Origin of the sequence: Aeromonas sp. 55A (genome assembly GCF_051919665.1) — a bacterium.
GTDB lineage: Bacteria > Pseudomonadota > Gammaproteobacteria > Enterobacterales > Aeromonadaceae > Aeromonas > Aeromonas veronii.
Window position 1 is genome coordinate 1,623,012 of the sequence record NZ_JBQBEH010000008.1, and the last position, 18,356, is coordinate 1,641,367.

Genomic DNA, 18,356 nt, shown 5'->3' on the forward strand with positions numbered 1-18,356 from the left:
CGCGGCCACGGTGAATGAGACTGGCTAATCGGCCACCAATATACCCCAACCGCTGCCGGGTTCGAGCCCGCCACGATGAAAAGGGCAGGGCAGCGCTACTTCGCGCGACAACCGTTGGCCAAGGGGCCATGCTCGCTTTCTGAACCTGTGAGTCCCTTATCGCCCCTTTTTTGATCTGTGACATAAATCACCTTTTTTCAGGGGCGTAGGCTGAATGCCGTTGTCCTGGACAGACGCCTGCGCATTCGCCAGGACACAAGAAAAGGAGAATGAAATGAAGATCTATGACCGTAACCGCAATGTGCTGAACCTGGGTCAGCGCGTCATGATTGCCGCCACTGGCGCAGTCGATTTTCTGAAAGAGGCCCACACCGACAATATGACCCCCTATCAGGCGGAGCATGAGAAGTGCGTGCTGCTGGCAAACTCCGGGGAGCGCTACGCCCCCATCGAGTTGATTAGACTAGGCTGATCCCTTTCCCTGTCACCCTACTCTTTACAATTCACCCGGCCGCCGCGCCTGACGGCCGGGTTTCTGATCTCCCCCCTTTATCCCACCAAATGCCGAAAAATTGAGCTGGGTCACACCCCGCTCGATTTGAGCGATTGTCAGTCAGTGCAGGCTCATGCGAACCTTTAAGCCCCGTTAACTCACTAAAAAATAACGACTATGTTCAGGCGAATAATGATGGGCGCCGCCCTGCTGTCGGCGGCGCTGCTTTCCGGTTGTGCTTCCGTGCCCATGGCCGATGCCACCGCAGACGCGCAGGCCAAGCAGTTTGTAGCCCCCAAGGATGCGGCCAACCTCTATATCTATCGCAACGAGACCTTCGGTGCGGCGGTGAAAATGCCGCTGCTGGTGGATGGTATGGCGGTCGGCGATACCGTGGCCCACACCTACATCCTCAAGCAGGTGACACCGGGCAGCCACACCATCACCTCAAAGTCGGAGAACGATGCCACCCTGACCCTCAGCACCGAGGCGGGTAAAAACTACTACGTCTGGCAGGAGGTCAAGATGGGCCTGCTGATGGCCCGCTCCAAGCTGAGTCAGGTCAGTGAGGAGGAGGGCAAGCAAGGGGTGATGGAGAGCAAGTTGGTCAAGTGATCAGATGCTTCCACCTAAAGAGCTGGACGTAATCGAATAATCGGAGAACAGAGATCAAATGAAACTGAATAATTCTTTAGTTCGTCGTGGTGGAAAAACATCATCAACGTGGTCTGGTAATACAGAGAAAATTTCAGCCTACACAGACAATAAAGGCCTACGCTTCCGTTTTTCCATTCCATCAAAGGGTGGCGGAGATACTGATATTCTGCTCAGCGTGGGTAACGAAGATATGGCGGAGCTGCTCAAAGTTCTTGCTAGAACATGCCCAGATTTGGCTAGCGCATTTGCTGAAGCAGGAGGCATCGCAGTTGCTGAGTCACTCAAAGCTTTAGGGAAGGTGCGAACAAGTCCCTGATATGAGATCATGTTTGTCATCTGGAGCCATGGAACAGGGTTCATCATGAGTCATCAGCTCACCTTCGCCGACAGTGAATTCAGCAGTAAGCGCCGTCAGACCAGAAAAGAGATTTTCTTGTCCCGCATGGAGCAGATTCTACCATGGCAAAACATGGTGGAAGTCATCGAGCCGTTTTACCCCAAGGCTGGTAATGGCCGGCGACCTTATCCGCTGGAAACCATGCTACGCATTCACTGCATGCAGCATTGGTACAACCTGAGCGATGGCGCGATGGAAGATGCTCTGTACGAAATCGCCTCCATGCGTCTGTTTGCCCGGTTATCCCTGGATAGCGCCTTGCCGGACCGCACCACCATCATGAATTTCCGCCACCTGCTGGAGCAGCATCAACTGGCCCGCCAATTGTTCAAGACCATCAATCGCTGGCTGGCCGAAGCAGGCGTCATGATGACCCAAGGCACCTTGGTCGATGCCACCATCATTGAGGCACCCAGCTCGACCAAGAACAAAGAGCAGCAACGCGATCCGGAGATGCATCAGACCAAGAAAGGCAATCAGTGGCACTTTGGCATGAAGGCCCACATTGGTGTCGATGCCAAGAGTGGCATGACCCACAGCCTAGTCACCACCGCGGCCAACGAGCATGACCTCAATCAGCTGGGTAATCTGCTGCATGGAGAGGAGCAATTTGTCTCAGCCGATGCCGGCTACCAAGGGGCGCCACAGCGCAAGGAGCTGGCCGAGGTGGATGTGGACTGGCTGATCGCCGAGCGCCCCGGCAAGGTAAGAACCTTGAAACAGCATCCACGCAAGAACAAAACGGCCATCAACATCGAATACATGAAAGCCAGCATCCGGGCCAAGGTGGAGCACCCATTTCGCATCATCAAGCGACAGTTCGGCTTCGTGAAAGCCAGATACAAGGGGTTGCTGAAAAACGATAACCAACTGGCGATGTTATTCACGCTGGCCAACCTGTTTCGGGCGGACCAAATGATACGTCAGTGGGAGAGATCTCACTAAAAACTGGGAATAACGCCTTAAATGGCGAAGAAACGGTCTAAATAGGCTGATTCAAGGCATTTACGGGAGAAAAAATCGGCTCAAACATGAAGAAATGAAATGACTGCGTCAGCCGAGAAGAATTTCCCCGCTTATTCGCACCTTCCTTAGCACAGAAGGGGGCTGGCACGTAATTCGGAACAACAAAACGTACCTTACGACGCATTTATTGGTGTTTCGATACGGGGTGATGCATCCGATCGGTTGAGTTGATATGATGAACTCTTTTGAGACCGACAGCTTCATGGCATCCATCACCGTTCACTGCCCTCGCTGCAACTCTGACCACGTATATCGCCATGGGAAGACCCCTGCCGGCCATGTTCGCTATCGTTGCCCCGTCTGTCCGCACGTGTTTCAGCTCACCTACACCTATGAAGCCCGCAAGCCTGGCGTCAAAGACAAGATTGTTGATATGGCGTTCAACGGCTCAGGTGTTCGTGATACTGCTCGCGTCCTCAAGATTGGCATCAACACAGTCATACGCACCCTAAAAAACTCACCCCAAGGCAAGTAACCTCCGAAAAGGTGGTGCTCGATGACGTGGCACTTATCTGTGAACTTGATGAGCAATGGGCCTATGTTGGCAACAAACAGCATCGACATTGGCTTTGGTATGCTTTTGATACCAAGAGAAAACGAGTCGTGGCATATACCTTTGGCCCACGCAACGATGAGACATGCCGTCGGTTGCTGAGCCTGCTTTCTCCGTTCCAGATAGGCTTTATCACCAGTGATGATTGGGGAAGCTATGCCAGAGAGGTGCCGAGCGAGATGCATCTGACCGGGAAGATATTCACCCAGCGTATCGAGCGTAACAACCTGACGCTCAGAATGCGCATCAAGCGATTGGCTCGCAAGACCATCTGCTTCTCTCGTTCCGTTGAGCTCCACGAGAAAGTGATTGGTGCCTTTATAGAAAGACACCATTTCAACTGATTGGAGTCATTACCCGATACGGAAATTCTGAAACTTAGCTATGGCGTTATAGGGTCCATCGGTTCGTATAGCGAGGGGAGGGAATGATGGCTCGGCGTGTCAATCTGCTGGAGCGGCGCAACAACAGGTTACTGGTGGGGCAAATTGACCTGTTGAGTCGTCATGTAGTTGGCCGATTGGCCTTATTCAACCTGCCTTCTTTACGCGTTCATTTCAATGGGCTTTGCTAATCAAACCCGTTCTTCTTGAAAAGAACTGAGATGATAAATTGAATTTTCTCAAATTTTTATAGGGAGAATATTATGTCTGATAAAATAAACTACCCTGATCTTATTTACTCTTTGAGTACGAACTCCTTAGGTCTTAACAATGGCGGTGACTTGCCAATAGGCATCTTAATAATTTTTGTTTTCGCAGTAGTGCTATTTAAAACAATAAGCAATTTAAATCTTTCAGAATTAGCTCATACATATGAAATGATGAGGAAGAGAAATATTGTTGAATTGGTTGAACGATTGAATGATAAAAGTGAGAATGATGATTCATATATGCCATTGAAAGAAAAAATCGAAGCCTATGATTTTAAATTGGCAACAGGCATATATACGAGTGAAGCAAGAAGAAAAGTTTTAATTGAACTGCATAGCATGAACCCTAAAATAAATACGTGGGAAAGATTAAATAGTGCTATGAAATTTATGGGCGAAGATGACTCTATCAGAGACTTTACGAAGCGAGATGTTCTTGAGAAAAAATTATTTACACTACTCGGACATCTCTGTGAAATGTTAGCGGTGCTCTCTCTATTATTTACTGGGTTATTAGGTGTGTTCATTTCAGACACGAATTTCCAAGAGCTAATATGGTTGCTATATACAATTATTTTCGCTTTTTCTGGTGTATTTTTTCATCGTCAAAATTGGCCGTATATTTCAGCAGAAAAGATAAAAACAGTGATAAAAAACACCATGAAACACAATGGCGAAAATTAGAGTTTATTTGCCAAGCCTCAATGATAGGCTCAGTAAATAATAGAGGTTATGCCCATATCCTCGAATATCAGAATACGAGTCATATTACGCTAACGTCCGATCACGCTTCGCTAATCGAACCTACAGACCTATTTATCTTTAAGGTACGCATGAATTCCAACGCATCTAAAAATAAATCAGAAAGTTCTTGTCGAGAAATCACCATATCTTCATTAACTTTCCAAGCTATACCGACATCATAATCAAAACCTGGATACGCTATCTGGAAGTCTGTTTTCTTGTGGTCTCTAGCGGGTTCCAGTTTCGCCAGTGGTATCCGCAAACGAGCGAATCGGGTTCTTACGGCCTGGAATCGATGCAATACTACAATTGAATCGTCACTTCTTTGTTCTTTAAGGAACTGAGTAAGTGTTCGCACAACCTCATATGCACCTAAAATCCACAAATAAGAATGTGTAAGATGGCGTTGTATCAAGTTATAATCGTTATTGTGCATATTCCGGCCGATCATGAACACCGATTCCGGTTCAACGTGAACACCATTTCCGGACCAATGTGAACGCTCATTCCGGCTCAACCTGAACACTTTGCTCCTCCTTTCCGGAAACAGTGTTCAACATCCCGGAATCACTGTTCACATTCACCGGAATCATCCTTAACGCATTGATTTAACAACCTTTGATACGCTCTCCCTTTTGCCAGGGAAGAGCCTATGTCTGCCAAGAGGATTGCAATGCGTAAAATTCGTGAAGTGCTGCGACTGCGGCTGGAAGCTGACCTCTCTGTTCGCCAGATAAGTTGCTGCACCAAGGTCAGCGTTGGCTCCATCCAGAAACTCCTCAAAAGTGCCCAGACGCTCGGCCTGACCTGGCCCTTACCTAGCCAGCTTGATGATGGCCAACTGGCGGCCCTGTTCTATCCGCAGGCCGATACCACCATCTCGGCCCGCCATGTTGTACCGGATTGGCCCTCTGTCCATCAGGAGCTCAAGCGTAAGGGGGTCTCCAAACAACTGCTCTGGGAGGAGTACACCCAGCGCTATCCCAACAGCTGTTACAGCTACTCCCAGTTCTGCGACCGTTACAAATCCTGGTGTCAGTTGCAAAAGCGCTCCATGCGCCAGATCCACAAGGCGGGGGAAAAGCTCTTTATCGACTACTGCGGGCCCACGGTGCCCATCGCCTCGCCCTCCACGGGGGAGGTCCGTCAGGCCCAGATCTTTGTCGCCGTGCTTGGTGCGTCCAACTACACCTTTGCCGAGGCTACCTGGTCACAGTCACTGCCGGACTGGTTGCAAAGCCATGTCCGTGCCTTTGAGTTTTTCGGCGGTACACCTGCACTGCTGATCCCCGACAACCTCAAAAGCGGTGTCAGCAAGGCTTGCCGATACGATCCCGAGCTCAACCCCAGCTACCAGCAGTTGGCCGAGCACTATCAGGTGGCAGTGATGCCAGCTCGCCCTTACAAGCCCAAGGATAAAGCCAAGGCTGAGGTGGGTGTGCAGATCGTCGAGCGCTGGATCCTCGCCCGCTTGCGCCACCAGACCTTTTTCTCGCTGGCCGAGCTCAACCAGTGCATCCGGGCCTTGCTGGACGAACTCAACGAGCGCCCGTTCAAGCAACTGCCCGGTAACCGGCGCGAGGCGTTTGAGCAGTTGGACCGCCCGGCGCTGGGACCACTGCCGGTGCATCCCTATCGCTATGTCGCCATCAAAACGGTCAAGGTCAACATCGACTATCACGTCAGCTATGAGCAGCACCACTACTCGGTGCCACACCAGTATGTGGGCCAGCAACTGGAGCTCCATGCTGGCGACACTTTGCTTCAGGTCTATCACCAGCAACAGCTGGTCGCGAGCCATCCGCGTAAAACCATCCCGGGGATGAGCACGATCCCGGAGCACATGCCGGAACGCCACAGCAAGCAGCAACGCTGGACGCCAGGCCGTCTCAAGCAGTGGGCTGCTGATATCGGACCGGGCACCTTGTGCTGGGTGAGCGAACGGCTGGAAGAGAAAGCCCATGTCGAGCAGGCATACCGACTCTGCCTGGGGCTACTGAGTCTTAGCCGGGAGTATCCGCCATCACGGGTCGAGGCCTGCTGTCAGTTGGCTAATCGGGAAGGACTGGTGCGACTCAAACAGCTCAAGTCGGTGCTGACCAGTGGCCGCGACCAACTGCCCGAAAGCCCGCTGAGCTACCCAGAGTTACCGCAAGAGCACGAGAACATCCGTGGCCCCCAGAGCTTCCACTAAAGAGGATACGCCCCATGACCCAACAAACCCTGACCCGCCTGAGAAACCTGAAACTGACCGGCATGGCGGATGCAGTGCAACAACAACTGGAACAGGCCAGTACCTACGAAGGGCTGCCCTTCATCGAGCGTCTAAGCCTGCTGGTCGAACACGAACAACTGAGCCGGGAGCAACGTAAACAAGCTCGGCTAGTCAAGCAGGCGCGGCTCAAACTCCAAGCCACGGTGCAAGAGGTGGACTACCAGTCTGCACGCAACCTGGAGCGGTCACAGGTTGCAAACCTGGCCCAAGGAGAGTGGCTGCGCCGAGGCCAGAACCTGCTCATTACCGGCCCCTGTGGCTGTGGAAAAACCTACCTGGCTTGTGCGCTGGGCTACCAAGCCTGTCAGCAAGGGCATAGCACTCGTTACTACCGGCTGCCGCGTCTGCTACTTGAGCTGAGCCAGGCCAAGGTAGATGGCAGTTACGCCAGACTGCTGGGTCAACTGGCCAGGATAGAGCTACTGGTCCTCGATGACTGGGGACTGGAAGCGGTGAATGCCGAGCAGCGCAACGCCCTGCTGGAGATCATGGATGATCGGTACGGGAAATACTCGACGGTAGTAGTCAGTCAGCTGCCAACTGAAGAGTGGTACGCGAGCTTGGGTGACAACACCCTGGCAGATGCGATCCTGGACCGGCTGATGCACAACGCTCACCGGCTGTCACTGAAGGGAGAATCGATGAGAAAGAGGAGAAGTGAGTTGACCCAATCTGAACAGTCGAGTTAGAAACGGGATGACGTGAGCGCGTTAAGGATCAGGGTGTTCACGTTGGCCGGAATGGCTGTTCAACTTCGCCGGAATACGCATATTGGCATCACCACCATTCTTGTATTTCTGAACCAAGTCAAAATCTATCTCACATAGGTTTGCATCCATCTCTCCAAGATTTTGCACAAGGCTCATTAAAAAAGGCTCAAATCTCATCAATCCAATTGATACTTTAAGCCAGCGTTCAAAACGTAAATCACTATTCATTATCTGTTCCATGGAAATGAAAGTTTAAATATTCGTAGGTTCGAATGGCGAAGCGTATTCAGACGATCGTGTTATTAAATATGTCGCTATAACGGATATACAAACCAGCCCGGCTTAATGCCGGGTTGGTTAAGTTAATAATCAAATAGCTTCCAGTCTGGCATACGCCGTCACCAGCCACTTGGCGCCAACGTCGTCGAACTGGATCTGCACCCGGCTCTGCTGGCCGACCCCTTCGAAGTTGAGTACCACCCCTTCGCCGAATTTTGGATGGAGCACCCGCTGGCCGAGCTTGATGCCGCTGGCGTCGAAGCTCTGCTGCACCTCGTTCTGGCTAAAGCGGCCGTACTGGGTGGGGCGGCTGACCTGAGTGCGCAGCCGGATCTCTTCCAGACACTCGGCGGGCATCTCGCGGATAAAGCGGCTCGGCTTGTGGAACATCTCGCGGCCGTAGATGCGGCGGCTCTCGGCATAACAGATGTAGAGCTTCTCCATGGCGCGGGTCATGCCGACGTAACAGAGGCGGCGCTCCTCTTCCAGCCGGCCCGACTCCTCGGTGGATTGCTGGCTGGGGAACATGCCTTCTTCGACGCCGACCAGCAGTACCAGCGGGAACTCCAAGCCCTTGGCGCTGTGCAAGGTCATCAGCTGCACCGCGTCGGCATATTCGTCGGCCTGATTCTCGCCGGATTCCAGCGCCGCGTGGGCGAGGAAGGCGGAGAGATCGCTCATATCTTCCAGCTCGTCCGGGCGCTGGTACTGGCGGCAGGCGGTGACCAGTTCGTCCAGGTTCTCTACCCGCGCCTGGGATTTCTCGCCCTTTTCCGCCAGATACATCGCCTTGAGGCCGGAGTTCTGGATGGCGATATCCGCCTGCTGGTGCAGCGGCAGCAGGGACACCTGCTCCTCCAGCGCATCGATGAGATCGACAAAGCCGCGCACCGCATTGCCGGCGCGACCGGTCAGCACCTTGTCGTTGAGCAGGGCCTTGGCCGATTGCCACAGGTTGAGCCCCTGATCCCGGGCGTTGCCGCGCAGGATCTCGAGGGTGCGATCGCCGATGCCGCGGGTCGGGGTGTTGACCACCCGCTCGAAGCTGGCGTCGTCGCCGCGGTTGTTGATAAGCCGCAGGTAGGCCATGGCGTCTTTGATTTCCTGCCGCTCGAAGAAGCGCAGGCCGCCGTAGATGCGGTAAGGCATGGCGTCCTGCATCAGCGCCTCTTCCAGCACCCGCGACTGGGCGTTGGAGCGATAGAGGATGGCGCAGTCGGCCAACAGGCCGCCCTTTTCCTTCCAATCCTTGAGGCGGCCGACCACGAAGCGCGCTTCGTCCACCTCGTTGAAGGCGGCGTAGAGCGAAATCGGCTCGCCCTCGGCCCCTTCGGTCCACAGCTCCTTGCCAAGGCGCTCGGCGTTGTTGGCGATGACGCTGTTGGCCGCTTTGAGGATATTGGCGGTGGAGCGGTAGTTCTGCTCGAGGCGGATGGTCTCGGCCCCCTGATAGTCGGTCAGGAAGCGCTGGATGTTCTCGATCTTGGCGCCGCGCCAGCCGTAGATGGACTGGTCATCGTCGCCGACGATCATCACCTTGCCGCTGTTGCCCGCCAGCATCCGCAGCCAGGCGTACTGGATGCCGTTGGTATCCTGAAACTCGTCCACCAGAATGTTCTGGAAGCGGTCGCGGTAGTGCTCGAGGATGTGCGGCTTGTTCAGCCACAGCTCGTGGGCGCGCAGCAGCAGTTCGGCAAAATCCACCAGACCGGAGCGATCGCAGGTCTCCTGATAGGTCTTGTAGATCTGCTGATAGGTGCGGGTAACGGGGTCGCCGTAGAGGTCGATGTCACCGGGGCGCAGCCCCTCGTCCTTCTTGCCGTTGATGTAGCCCATCACGGCGCGCGGGGCCCAGTGCTTCTCGTCGAGGTTGAGCGCCTTGAGCACCCGGCGGATCAGCCGGTACTGGTCGTCTGAGTCGAGGATCTGGAAATCCTGCGGCAAGCCCGCATCCAGATGGTGGGCCCGCAGCAGGCGGTGGGCGATACCGTGGAAGGTGCCGATCCACATGCCGCGCACGCCGTCGCCGATCACCTTCTCGACCCGGCCGCGCATCTCGGCCGCCGCCTTGTTGGTAAAGGTGACCGCGATGATGGAGAAGGGTGAACAGCGTTCCACCTGCATCAGCCAGGCGATACGGTGCACCAGCACCCGGGTCTTGCCCGAACCGGCACCGGCCAGCACCAGCAGGTTGCTGCGGGGCGCCGCAACGGCATCTCTTTGCTTGTCGTTGAGCCCGTCGAGCAGGGTTGAAACGTCCATCACCACTCCTGTTTATTTATACAGGCGGGGATTATACGGCCATCCCCCCTGCCAGACCAAATCCAAACTCGGGGGGAGGGGCGAGATGGGGGCTTGCAGGGGCGCCGGTGCGGCCAATTTTGGCTGGCGCAGAGAGAACTGGACGGGGAGGTTTCCAGCTGTAGCCAATCCTTGCTCACGCGGTTTGTGGGGATTTTGCGAGCCGGATCACGTGCTTGCCGGGGGGCTGGATGAATAACAGGGGAAAACGGTTTACAGTAACTTGCTGAACAATAAGAGAAATGTCGTTTGGGTCTTTTGGTTGTTAGCATAAAAAACTGAAAAGTAGCTAAAAAACAACTGCTTATAAGGTTATTTGCTTAGAATTCAAACCGTTAACGCAAACGTTTTTCCCTTATCATTTGCTTGACCCGCATCGGGGCTGACTTAGAGTAAGCCTGCGTGCTAGATAGCCTGCTCTGACAGGCAAGCAAGTTCCCTCACTTAATAACAATCAAGGATACGATCGTGACTAAAGTGCTCAAGCTGGCCACCGTGGCCTCCCTCACTCTCGCTGCTCTCTCTGCTCAGGCTGCTTCCGAGCCAGCCGTCATTTATGACACCGCGGGCAAGTATGACAAATCATTCAACGAAGCCGTGTTCCGTAACGGCGTCGAGCTCTACAACAAGGACAAGGGCGTCAAGGTCAAAGAGTTTGAACCCCAGAACGAAGCCCAGCGCGAGCAGGGTCTGCGTCGTCTGGCCAGCCGTGGCAACGGCCCGATCGTGGCGGTCGGTTTCAATATGGGTTCTGCGGTAGAGAAGGTTGCGACCGAATTCCCGAAAACCCAGTTCACCATCATCGACATGGTGGTCGACAAGCCGAACGTCCAGTCCGTCATCTTCAAGGAGCATGAAGGTTCCTTCCTGGTGGGCGCACTGGCTGCCATCGCTTCCAAGAGCGGCAAGGTCGGCTTCGTGGGCGGCATGGATATCCCGCTGATCCGCAAATTCCAGTGCGGCTACGAGCAGGGTGCCAAGTTCGTCAATCCGAAGATCGAAGTGTTCCAGAACATGGCGGGCTCTACCCCGGCCGCGTTTGCTGACCCGGCCAAAGGTGCCGAGCTGGCCAAGTCCCAGTTCGCCAAGGGCGCTGACGTGGTTTACGCCGCAGCTGGCGGTACCGGTATCGGTGTCTATCAGGCAGCCAAGGACAGCGGCAAGTTCGCCATTGGGGTGGACTCCAACCAGAACCACCTGCAACCGGGCACCATGCTGACCTCCATGGTCAAGTCTGTGGGTCTGGCCGCTTACCAGACCTGGGATGACGCTGCCAAAGGCGAGTGGAAGCCGGGTATCAAGAACCTGGGTCTGGCTGAAGGCGGTGTGGATTGGGCGCTCGACAAGGACAACGAGAAGCTGATCACCCCGGAAATGAAAGCCAAAGTGGATGCCATCAAGGCTGAAATCATCGCTGGCAAGGTCAAGGTTCATGACTACATGAGCGATAACACCTGCAAATACTAATTAGATAGTTGCTACGACTCTCAACGCACCACCGGCCCGCACGGGCCGGTTTTTAGTCTTATTTCATGAAACGCAGGGCTGCATCATGGACCAGACAGATCGCTATGCCATCGAATTAAGAGGTATCGATAAGCGGTTCGGCGAAGTGTACGCCAACAAGCTGATCGACCTTAAGGTTCGCAAAGGCAGTATCCACGGCATTGTCGGCGAAAATGGCGCCGGTAAGTCCACCCTGATGAGCATCATTTATGGTTTCTACCATGCCGACAAAGGCGAGATGCTGATCGACGGGAATCCTTTCAAACCCCATGGCTCACAAGATGCGATTGCCGCAGGGGTGGGCATGGTTCACCAGCACTTCATGCTGGTCAACAACTTCACCGTATTGGAAAACGTCATCCTCGGCGCTGAGAACGGCTGGCACCTTCAGCAGAGCGTGGCGTCAGCCGAAAAGTTGCTTGGCGAACTGGCGCGAGACTATGGCCTCGACGTGCCGTTGCACGAAAAGGTCGAAGATCTGCCGGTTGGCTTGCAACAGCGGGTCGAAATTCTCAAGGCGCTCTATCGCGGCGCCCGCATCCTGATCCTCGACGAGCCGACCGGGGTGCTGACCCCGCAAGAGGCGGATCACCTGTTCGAGGTGCTGAAAAAGCTGCGGGATCAGGGGGCGACCATCATCCTTATCACCCACAAGCTGCGGGAGATCCTGGCCATTACCGATCAGGTTTCCATCATGCGCCGTGGCGAGATGGTGGCACACGTCGCTACCAAGGATACCGACAAGGAGCAGCTGGCCGAACTGATGGTGGGCCGCAAGGTGCGCCTCAAGGTCGACAAGGGGCCAACCCAACCCGGTGAAGCCAAGTTGAAGATCGAAGGGCTCAGCTATTTCGACGCCAGCAAGGTGGAGCGGGTCAAATCAGTCAGTTTCGAAGTGCGGGCCGGTGAAGTGGTCGGCATCGCCGGGGTCTCCGGCAACGGTCAGTCCGAACTGCTCAGCCTGCTTGGCGGCATTCTCAAGCCGAGCAAGGGTGGCTTCACCATCAGCAGCCGCAGCGGCGTGCACAAGGTGAGCGCTGAGCACCCGGCCGATCCCGAGCTGGTGCGCAACTACGGCCTCGGCCATGTGCCGGAAGATCGCCACAAGATGGGTCTGATCAACCGCTTCGAGGCCAAAGAGGCCTTTATTCTCGGTTATCACCGTCGCCCGCAATACAACAAGGGGTGGCTGCAGAACAAGGAGGCGATCCAGCAGGATTGTCAGGCCAAGATGGAGAAGTGGGACGTGCGCCCGCCCCATCCCGATCACAAGACCGCCAACTTCTCCGGTGGCAACCAGCAGAAGCTGGTGATTGCCCGTGAAGTGGAGCAGGACCCGGATGTGCTGTTGATCGGCCAGCCGACCCGCGGGGTCGACATCGGCGCCATCGAGTATATCCACCAGCAGATCATCGCCATGCGTGACAAGGGCAAGGCGGTGCTGCTGGTCTCGGTGGAGCTGGACGAGATCATGAGCCTCGCAGACCGGATTCTGGTCATTGCCGATGGGCGTATCGTCGGCGAGCTGGATGGTGCCAAGGCGGATGAGCGCACCATTGGTCTGATGATGGCAAACATAGTGCCGGACGAAGTTGCCAAGGAGGCCCACTGATGAGCCAAGTACGTATTCCTGCCTGGGTCTCCGTAGGCGTCTTGTCTGCGGTCAACATCCTGCTGGCCTTCCTGGTGTCGGCCATTCTGTTCTACTACCTCGACATCAACCCGGTCGATGCCGCCAAGATCATGTGGTACGGCGCGTTCGGCACCGGTGAAGGGGTCGGCTTCACCCTCTACTACGCAACCGGCTTTATCTTTACCGGTCTGTCGGTGGCGGTCGCCTTCCACGCCGGTCTGTTCAACATCGGTGGTGAAGGTCAGGCCTATATCGGTGGGCTCGGTGTCGGTCTGGTCTGTCTGATGCTCGGCGATGTGCTGCCGTTTGCCCTGCTGTTGCCGCTCTCCATCATTGCCGGTGGTCTGTTCGGTGCGGCCTGGGCCTTTATTCCGGCCTGGCTGCAAGCCAAGCGCGGCAGCCATATCGTGATCACCACCATCATGTTCAACTTCATCGCCGCCTCGCTGATGGCCTATCTGCTGGTGGAGGTGTTCAAGCCGCCCGGCTCGATGGCGACCGAGAGCAAGGTGTTTGCCGAAGCAAGCTGGCTGCCCAAGATGAGCGGGCTGGCTAGCCTGTTCGGGATGGAGATCCCCAACAGCCCGCTCAATATCAGCTTCTTCTGGGCGCTGATCTGTGCGGCGCTGGTGTGGGTCTTTATCTGGCACACCCGCTGGGGTTACGAGATCCGCTCGGTCGGGGCCAGCCAAAGCGCCTCCGCCTATGCCGGTATCTCCTATCCCAAGGTGGTGATCCTGGCGATGGTGATCTCCGGCATGTTGTCGGGCTTCTTTGCCCTCAACGTGCTGCAGGGGGAGCTGCACCAAATCAAGCTCAACTTCGTGGAAGGGTTCGGCTTCACCGGTATCGCGGTGGCGCTGATGGGGCGCAACCATCCGGTCGGCGTCATCATCGCCAGCCTGCTGTTCGGTTTCCTCTATCAGGGGGGCGCCGAGCTCAGCTTCGAGTTCGGTGTCGACCGCAACATCGTGGTGGTGTTGCAGGGTCTGGTGATCCTGTTCTGTGGCGCCCTTGAGCACATGATGCGCCCGCGCATCGAGCAGCTCTATCTGGCGTTTGCCAACCGCTCAGCCGCGCAAGCTAAAGGAGTCTGATCATGTTTGAAATTCTGATCCTGATGCTGGATGCGACCATTCGTACCGCGCCGCCCCTCATTCTCGCCGCCATGGCTGGCATGTTCTGCGAGCGCTCCGGGGTGGTCAACATCGCGCTGGAAGGCAAACTGCTGGCGGCGGCGTTCGCCAGTGGTGCGGCGGCGGCGGTCTCCGGTTCTGCCTGGATAGGTTTGGGTGCCGGGGTGGGTGTCTCCATCCTGTTTGCCCTGATGCACGGCTTTGCCACCATCACCCACCGCGGTGATCAGGTGGTGAGCGGCATGGCCATCAACATTCTGGCGGCCGGTCTGACCGTCACCCTGGGCCGTTACTGGTTCGATCAGGGTGGCCAGACTCCGGCGCTCTCCGGTGATGCCCGTTTCGCCCCCATCGATCTGCCCTATGCCAAGGAGCTGTGGGATGTGCCGGTGATCGGCCAGCTCTACAGCGAGCTGTTGAGCGGCCACTCCCTGCTGGAGTACGTGGCGTTCGCCTGCGTACCGCTGGCCTGGTGGGTAATGTTCCGTACCCGCTTCGGTCTGCGTCTGCGGGCGGTGGGCGAGGCACCCGCAGCGGTCGATACCGCCGGTATCTCTGTGGTGCGGATGCGCTACACCGCGCTCCTCATCGGCGGCCTGCTGGCCGGTATCGGTGGCACCTATCTGGCGGTGGCCCAGACGGCCCAGTTCATCCCCAACATGAGTGCGGGCAAGGGCTTTATGGCACTGGCGGCGCTGGTTTTCGGCAAGTGGCGCCCCTGGAATGCCATGGCTGCCTGTCTGCTGTTCGGCTTCCTCGATGCGGTCGCCATCCGCCTGCAAGGGGTCAGCATCGGTGGCTTCGCCATTCCGGTGCAGGCCATCGAGGCACTGCCCTACATCCTGACCGTGTTCCTGCTGGCCGGTTTTATCGGCCGTGCGGTGGCCCCCAAGGCACTTGGTACACCTTATGTGAAGGAGCGGGAGTAGCGCCCTTTAGCGCGATATTCCCGATCACGCAGATAACAGCAGGCCCACTTCGGTGGGCCTGTTTTTTTATGGTTTGAGTGGCTGATTACAGCAGGAACAGGGTCGCCAGCCCGAGGAAGATAAAGAAGCCGCCTGTGTCGGTGATGGCGGTGATCATCACGCTGGCCCCCACTGCCGGGTCGCGGCCGAGGCGGGTCATGGTCATGGGGATGATGACCCCCATCAGGGCGGCCACCAGCAGGTTGAGCATCATGGCCAGGGTCATCACGGCGCCAAGCGCCGCATCCTGATAGAGCAGATAGGTGGCGATGCCCATGGTGCCGCCCCACACCAGCCCGTTGATAAAGGCGACCCCGAGTTCCCGCAGCAGCAGGAAGGAGAGGTTGCCCGCCTGAATGTGCTGCAGCGCCAGCGCCCGCACTATCATGGTGATGGTCTGGTTGCCGGTGTTGCCGCCGATCCCGGCGACGATGGGCATCAGGGCCGCCAGCGCCACAAGCTGGGAGATGGTGTGCTCGAACAGGCCGATCACCCGCGAGGCGACAAAGGCGGTGCAGAGGTTGATGGCAAGCCAGGCCCAGCGGGTCTTGACCGCCTTGGAGACGGGCGCGAATACGTCTTCATCCTCGCTGATACCCCCCATCCGGCGCAGGTCGGTGTCACTCTCCTCATAGACCAGATCCACCACCTCTTCGACGGTGAGGCGGCCCATCAGCTTGCCCTTGCCATCCACCACGGCGGCGGAGAGCAGGTCATCCCGCTCGAAGGTGCGGGCGGCCGCTTCGTCGTTATCCTCCGGATCGAAGGTGACCGGATCCCGCTCCATCACGTCGCTCACCAGGATGGCGGGCTTGTGCAGCAGGACAGTGGTGAGGGCCAGCTCCCCCAGCAGGTGGTTGCGCCGGTCGATGACGAACAGCTTGTCGGTGTTGGCGGGGATCTTGCCGCGCAGGCGCAGATAGCGCTGCACAGTGGCGAGCGTCACCTCGGGGCGGATGGTGATGATCTCGAAGTCCATCATGGCGCCGACGGTGTGCTTGCCGTAGCGGATCACCTCCCGCACCCGATCCCGCTCGGCGGGGGCCATGTAGGTGAGCAGCCGCCCCATCAGGTTGCGCGGCAGGTACTGGCCCAGATAGATTTGGTCGTCGATATCCAGGGAGCGCAGGGCGTGCAGCAGCTCCTTGTCGCTCATCCCGCTGATGAGGCTGTCCCACACCGTCTCCGACGCTTCGACCAGGATCTGGCCGCGCTTCTCCTCCTCCACCAGCGCCCACAGGGCATGACGCTCATCGGGCGGCAGCGACTCCAGCGCATCGGCGACGTCGGCGGCGGGCAACCCGTTGACCAGCGTGGTGAGTTCGCTGGTCTGATCGCGCTGTTCGGCATCCTGCACCACCTGCGGATCGAGCAGGCTGTCGGTGAGGGCATCATCGCGCAGCAGCAGGGTGAGAATGCGGGATCTGTCATCCGCGCGCTGCCGGGCGCTGTTCTTGATGGGAAGAGACATGGGATGAATTCCTGAGATGGTAGCCAAGGGCTCAATGCCCATAGGATACCAGACTTAAAACAACAGGTTATGACCGTGATGGGAGAAGAGAGAGGTAAAAGTGAGGCCACCTGCTGGTGGCCTCATGGTGAGTTGCCGAGTCTCTTTCAGGCAAGGGCTCGCTGGCGCTGTGGTGCCTCGCCAAACCAGGCGAGCCGGTCGGCCAGGGTCACCACGGATCCCACCATGATGAGGGCAGGACTCTCGACCCCCACCGCCAGTGCGGGTAGCTGATCGAGAGTGCCGCGAATGACCCGCTGGCAGGGCTGGGTGCCGCGCTCGATCAGCGCCACCGGGGTGTCGCCTGCCTTGCCGTGGGCCAGCAGCTCTTCACGGATGGTGGCGCAGGATGAGAGCCCCATGTAGAACACCAGAGTCTGTTTGTCCTTGGCGAGCAGCGGCCAGTCGAGATCCCGGGCGCCCCCCTTGCCGTGCGCGGTGACGAAGCGAACGCTCTGGGCGTGATCGCGGTGGGTGAGCGGAATACCGGCGTAGGCGGCGCAGCCGCTGGCCGCTGTGATCCCCGGCACCACCTGAAAGCCGATGCCTGTGCCGACCAGCGTCTCCAGCTCCTCGCCGCCACGGCCGAAGATAAAGGGGTCGCCCCCCTTCAGCCGCACCACCCGCTGGCCCTTCTTCGCCTCTTCCAGCAACAGCTGGTTGATCCCCTCCTGCGGCACGCAGTGGTTGCCCGCCTGCTTGCCGACGAAGATGCGCTTGGCATCCCGGCGCACCAGCGCCATCACCTCATCCGAGACCAGCCGGTCATAGACCACCACGTCGGCCTGCTGCATCTGGCGCAGGGCGTGCAGGGTGAGCAGACCCGGATCGCCGGGGCCAGCTCCCACCAGCACCACTTCGCCAGTGCTCTGGCTCTCGTCGGCAAACAGGCTGTCGGCCAGCTGATTGGCAGAGGCACTATCACCGCGGGCCAGCGCCTGACCGAGCCGATCCGCTCCGAGCAGCCGCTCCCAGAAGCGGCGCCGCTCCCCCATGCTGGCGAAGCGGGCTTTGACCCGCTCCCGCAGGCTGCCGGCAAAGGTCGCCACGGCACCCAGATGCTCCGGCAGCAGGGCTTCGAGTTTTTCCCGCAGCAGCCGGGCCAGCACCGGCGCCTTGCCACCGGAGGAGATGGCTACCATCAGCGGTGAGCGGTCGATGATCGACGGCATGATGAAGCTGGAGCGTTTCGGGTCATCCACCACGTTGGCAAAGATCCGCGCCTGATTGGCGCTCTGGTAAACCAGCGCATTCACCTCGCGCCGATCGGTTGCTGCCACCACCAGCCACTTGCCCGCCAGTTGCTGCGGTGCAAATTCACCCGCCAGCCACTCGATGCTCCCGTTGGCCGCCAGTTCCGCCAGCTCGGGGTCGAGCTCGGGTGCTACGACTGTGAGGTGGGCACCGGCATCCAGCAGCAGGCGCGCCTTGCGCTCCGCTACCTCGCCGCCGCCGACCAGCAGCACGGGTTTGTTGTCGAGTCGGCAAAAGATGGGCAAGTAGTCCATGGGGCCTC

At 57.4% G+C, this 18,356-nt stretch carries 17 protein-coding genes; 12 read left to right on the plus strand and 5 right to left on the minus strand.

What is annotated here, in order from left to right:
- The first annotated feature begins 274 nt into the window (after positions 1-274).
- From ydfZ to ACTG2G_RS11590, 6 genes are all read left to right on the plus strand, one after another.
- Positions 275-472, plus strand: coding sequence for a putative selenium delivery protein YdfZ (ydfZ, locus tag ACTG2G_RS11565; RefSeq protein WP_005342516.1), 198 nt, complete (start codon positions 275-277; stop codon positions 470-472).
- Positions 473-670: 198 nt separating this feature from the next.
- Positions 671-1,108, plus strand: a complete 438-nt coding sequence (locus tag ACTG2G_RS11570; protein ID WP_216952615.1) for a DUF2846 domain-containing protein — start codon at positions 671-673, stop codon at positions 1,106-1,108.
- A gap of 58 nt (positions 1,109-1,166) precedes the next feature.
- Positions 1,167-1,466 (plus strand): hypothetical protein, encoded by a 300-nt coding sequence (locus tag ACTG2G_RS11575; RefSeq protein WP_439985927.1) that lies wholly within the window; start codon positions 1,167-1,169, stop codon positions 1,464-1,466.
- Positions 1,467-1,511: 45 nt separating this feature from the next.
- Complete coding sequence (locus ACTG2G_RS11580; RefSeq protein WP_232093577.1) at positions 1,512-2,492, plus strand: IS5-like element IS5 family transposase; 981 nt, start codon at positions 1,512-1,514, stop codon at positions 2,490-2,492.
- Positions 2,493-2,775: 283 nt separating this feature from the next.
- Positions 2,776-3,470 (plus strand): IS1 family transposase gene (locus ACTG2G_RS11585; protein WP_270657729.1). Its coding sequence is split into 2 segments (ribosomal slippage): positions 2,776-3,022 and positions 3,022-3,470, totalling 696 coding nucleotides; the frame shifts between segments, so codons are not numbered across the junction.
- A 302-nt stretch (positions 3,471-3,772) separates the two neighbouring features.
- A complete protein-coding gene (locus ACTG2G_RS11590; protein WP_421231168.1) occupies positions 3,773-4,462 on the plus strand; it encodes a hypothetical protein in 690 nt (229 codons plus the stop codon).
- Between the two features lie 100 nt (positions 4,463-4,562).
- Here the strand turns inward: ACTG2G_RS11590 and ACTG2G_RS11595 are convergent, their stop codons facing one another.
- Entirely contained in the window at positions 4,563-4,958 is a 396-nt protein-coding gene (locus tag ACTG2G_RS11595) for a hypothetical protein (protein ID WP_439985447.1), read from the minus strand.
- A 216-nt stretch (positions 4,959-5,174) separates the two neighbouring features.
- Between ACTG2G_RS11595 and istA the strand changes: the two genes are divergently transcribed.
- Together istA and istB are read left to right on the plus strand one after the other, a co-directional pair.
- Entirely contained in the window at positions 5,175-6,716 is a 1,542-nt protein-coding gene (istA, locus tag ACTG2G_RS11600) for an IS21 family transposase (protein ID WP_059296349.1), read from the plus strand.
- A gap of 14 nt (positions 6,717-6,730) precedes the next feature.
- Complete coding sequence (gene istB, locus ACTG2G_RS11605) at positions 6,731-7,486, plus strand: IS21-like element ISAs29 family helper ATPase IstB (RefSeq protein WP_059296348.1); 756 nt, start codon at positions 6,731-6,733, stop codon at positions 7,484-7,486.
- 21 nt (positions 7,487-7,507) lie between these two features.
- Here istB and ACTG2G_RS11610 read toward each other — a convergent pair whose 3' ends face one another.
- Positions 7,508-7,735 (minus strand): hypothetical protein, encoded by a 228-nt coding sequence (locus ACTG2G_RS11610; protein WP_439985448.1) that lies wholly within the window; start codon positions 7,733-7,735, stop codon positions 7,508-7,510.
- A gap of 141 nt (positions 7,736-7,876) precedes the next feature.
- Entirely contained in the window at positions 7,877-10,048 is a 2,172-nt protein-coding gene (gene uvrD / locus ACTG2G_RS11615) for a DNA helicase II (RefSeq protein WP_216952619.1), read from the minus strand.
- A gap of 507 nt (positions 10,049-10,555) precedes the next feature.
- On the opposite strand from uvrD, the gene ACTG2G_RS11620 reads away from it, so the two are divergent.
- The 4 genes from ACTG2G_RS11620 (at position 10,556) to ACTG2G_RS11635 (ending at position 15,291) form a co-directional block, all read left to right on the plus strand.
- Positions 10,556-11,554: a BMP family lipoprotein gene (locus tag ACTG2G_RS11620; protein WP_005340803.1), complete on the plus strand. Its 999-nt coding sequence runs from the start codon at positions 10,556-10,558 to the stop codon at positions 11,552-11,554.
- Positions 11,555-11,639: 85 nt separating this feature from the next.
- Positions 11,640-13,205 (plus strand): ABC transporter ATP-binding protein, encoded by a 1,566-nt coding sequence (locus ACTG2G_RS11625; protein WP_005342527.1) that lies wholly within the window; start codon positions 11,640-11,642, stop codon positions 13,203-13,205.
- The gene (locus ACTG2G_RS11630; RefSeq protein ID WP_005340798.1) at positions 13,205-14,323 is read left to right on the plus strand and encodes an ABC transporter permease; all 1,119 of its coding nucleotides are present in this window, start codon (positions 13,205-13,207) and stop codon (positions 14,321-14,323) included. The genes ACTG2G_RS11625 and ACTG2G_RS11630 overlap by 1 nt, the downstream gene beginning before the upstream one ends.
- Before the next feature lie 2 nt (positions 14,324-14,325).
- Positions 14,326-15,291: an ABC transporter permease gene (locus tag ACTG2G_RS11635; RefSeq protein WP_021230728.1), complete on the plus strand. Its 966-nt coding sequence runs from the start codon at positions 14,326-14,328 to the stop codon at positions 15,289-15,291.
- 85 nt (positions 15,292-15,376) lie between these two features.
- Here the strand turns inward: ACTG2G_RS11635 and mgtE are convergent, their stop codons facing one another.
- Together mgtE and cysG are read right to left on the minus strand one after the other, a co-directional pair.
- Positions 15,377-16,801, minus strand: a complete 1,425-nt coding sequence (gene mgtE, locus ACTG2G_RS11640; RefSeq protein ID WP_421387059.1) for a magnesium transporter — start codon at positions 16,799-16,801, stop codon at positions 15,377-15,379.
- A 146-nt stretch (positions 16,802-16,947) separates the two neighbouring features.
- Positions 16,948-18,348: a siroheme synthase CysG gene (gene cysG / locus ACTG2G_RS11645; RefSeq protein WP_439985449.1), complete on the minus strand. Its 1,401-nt coding sequence runs from the start codon at positions 18,346-18,348 to the stop codon at positions 16,948-16,950.
- Between the last annotated feature and the right edge of the window lie 8 nt (positions 18,349-18,356).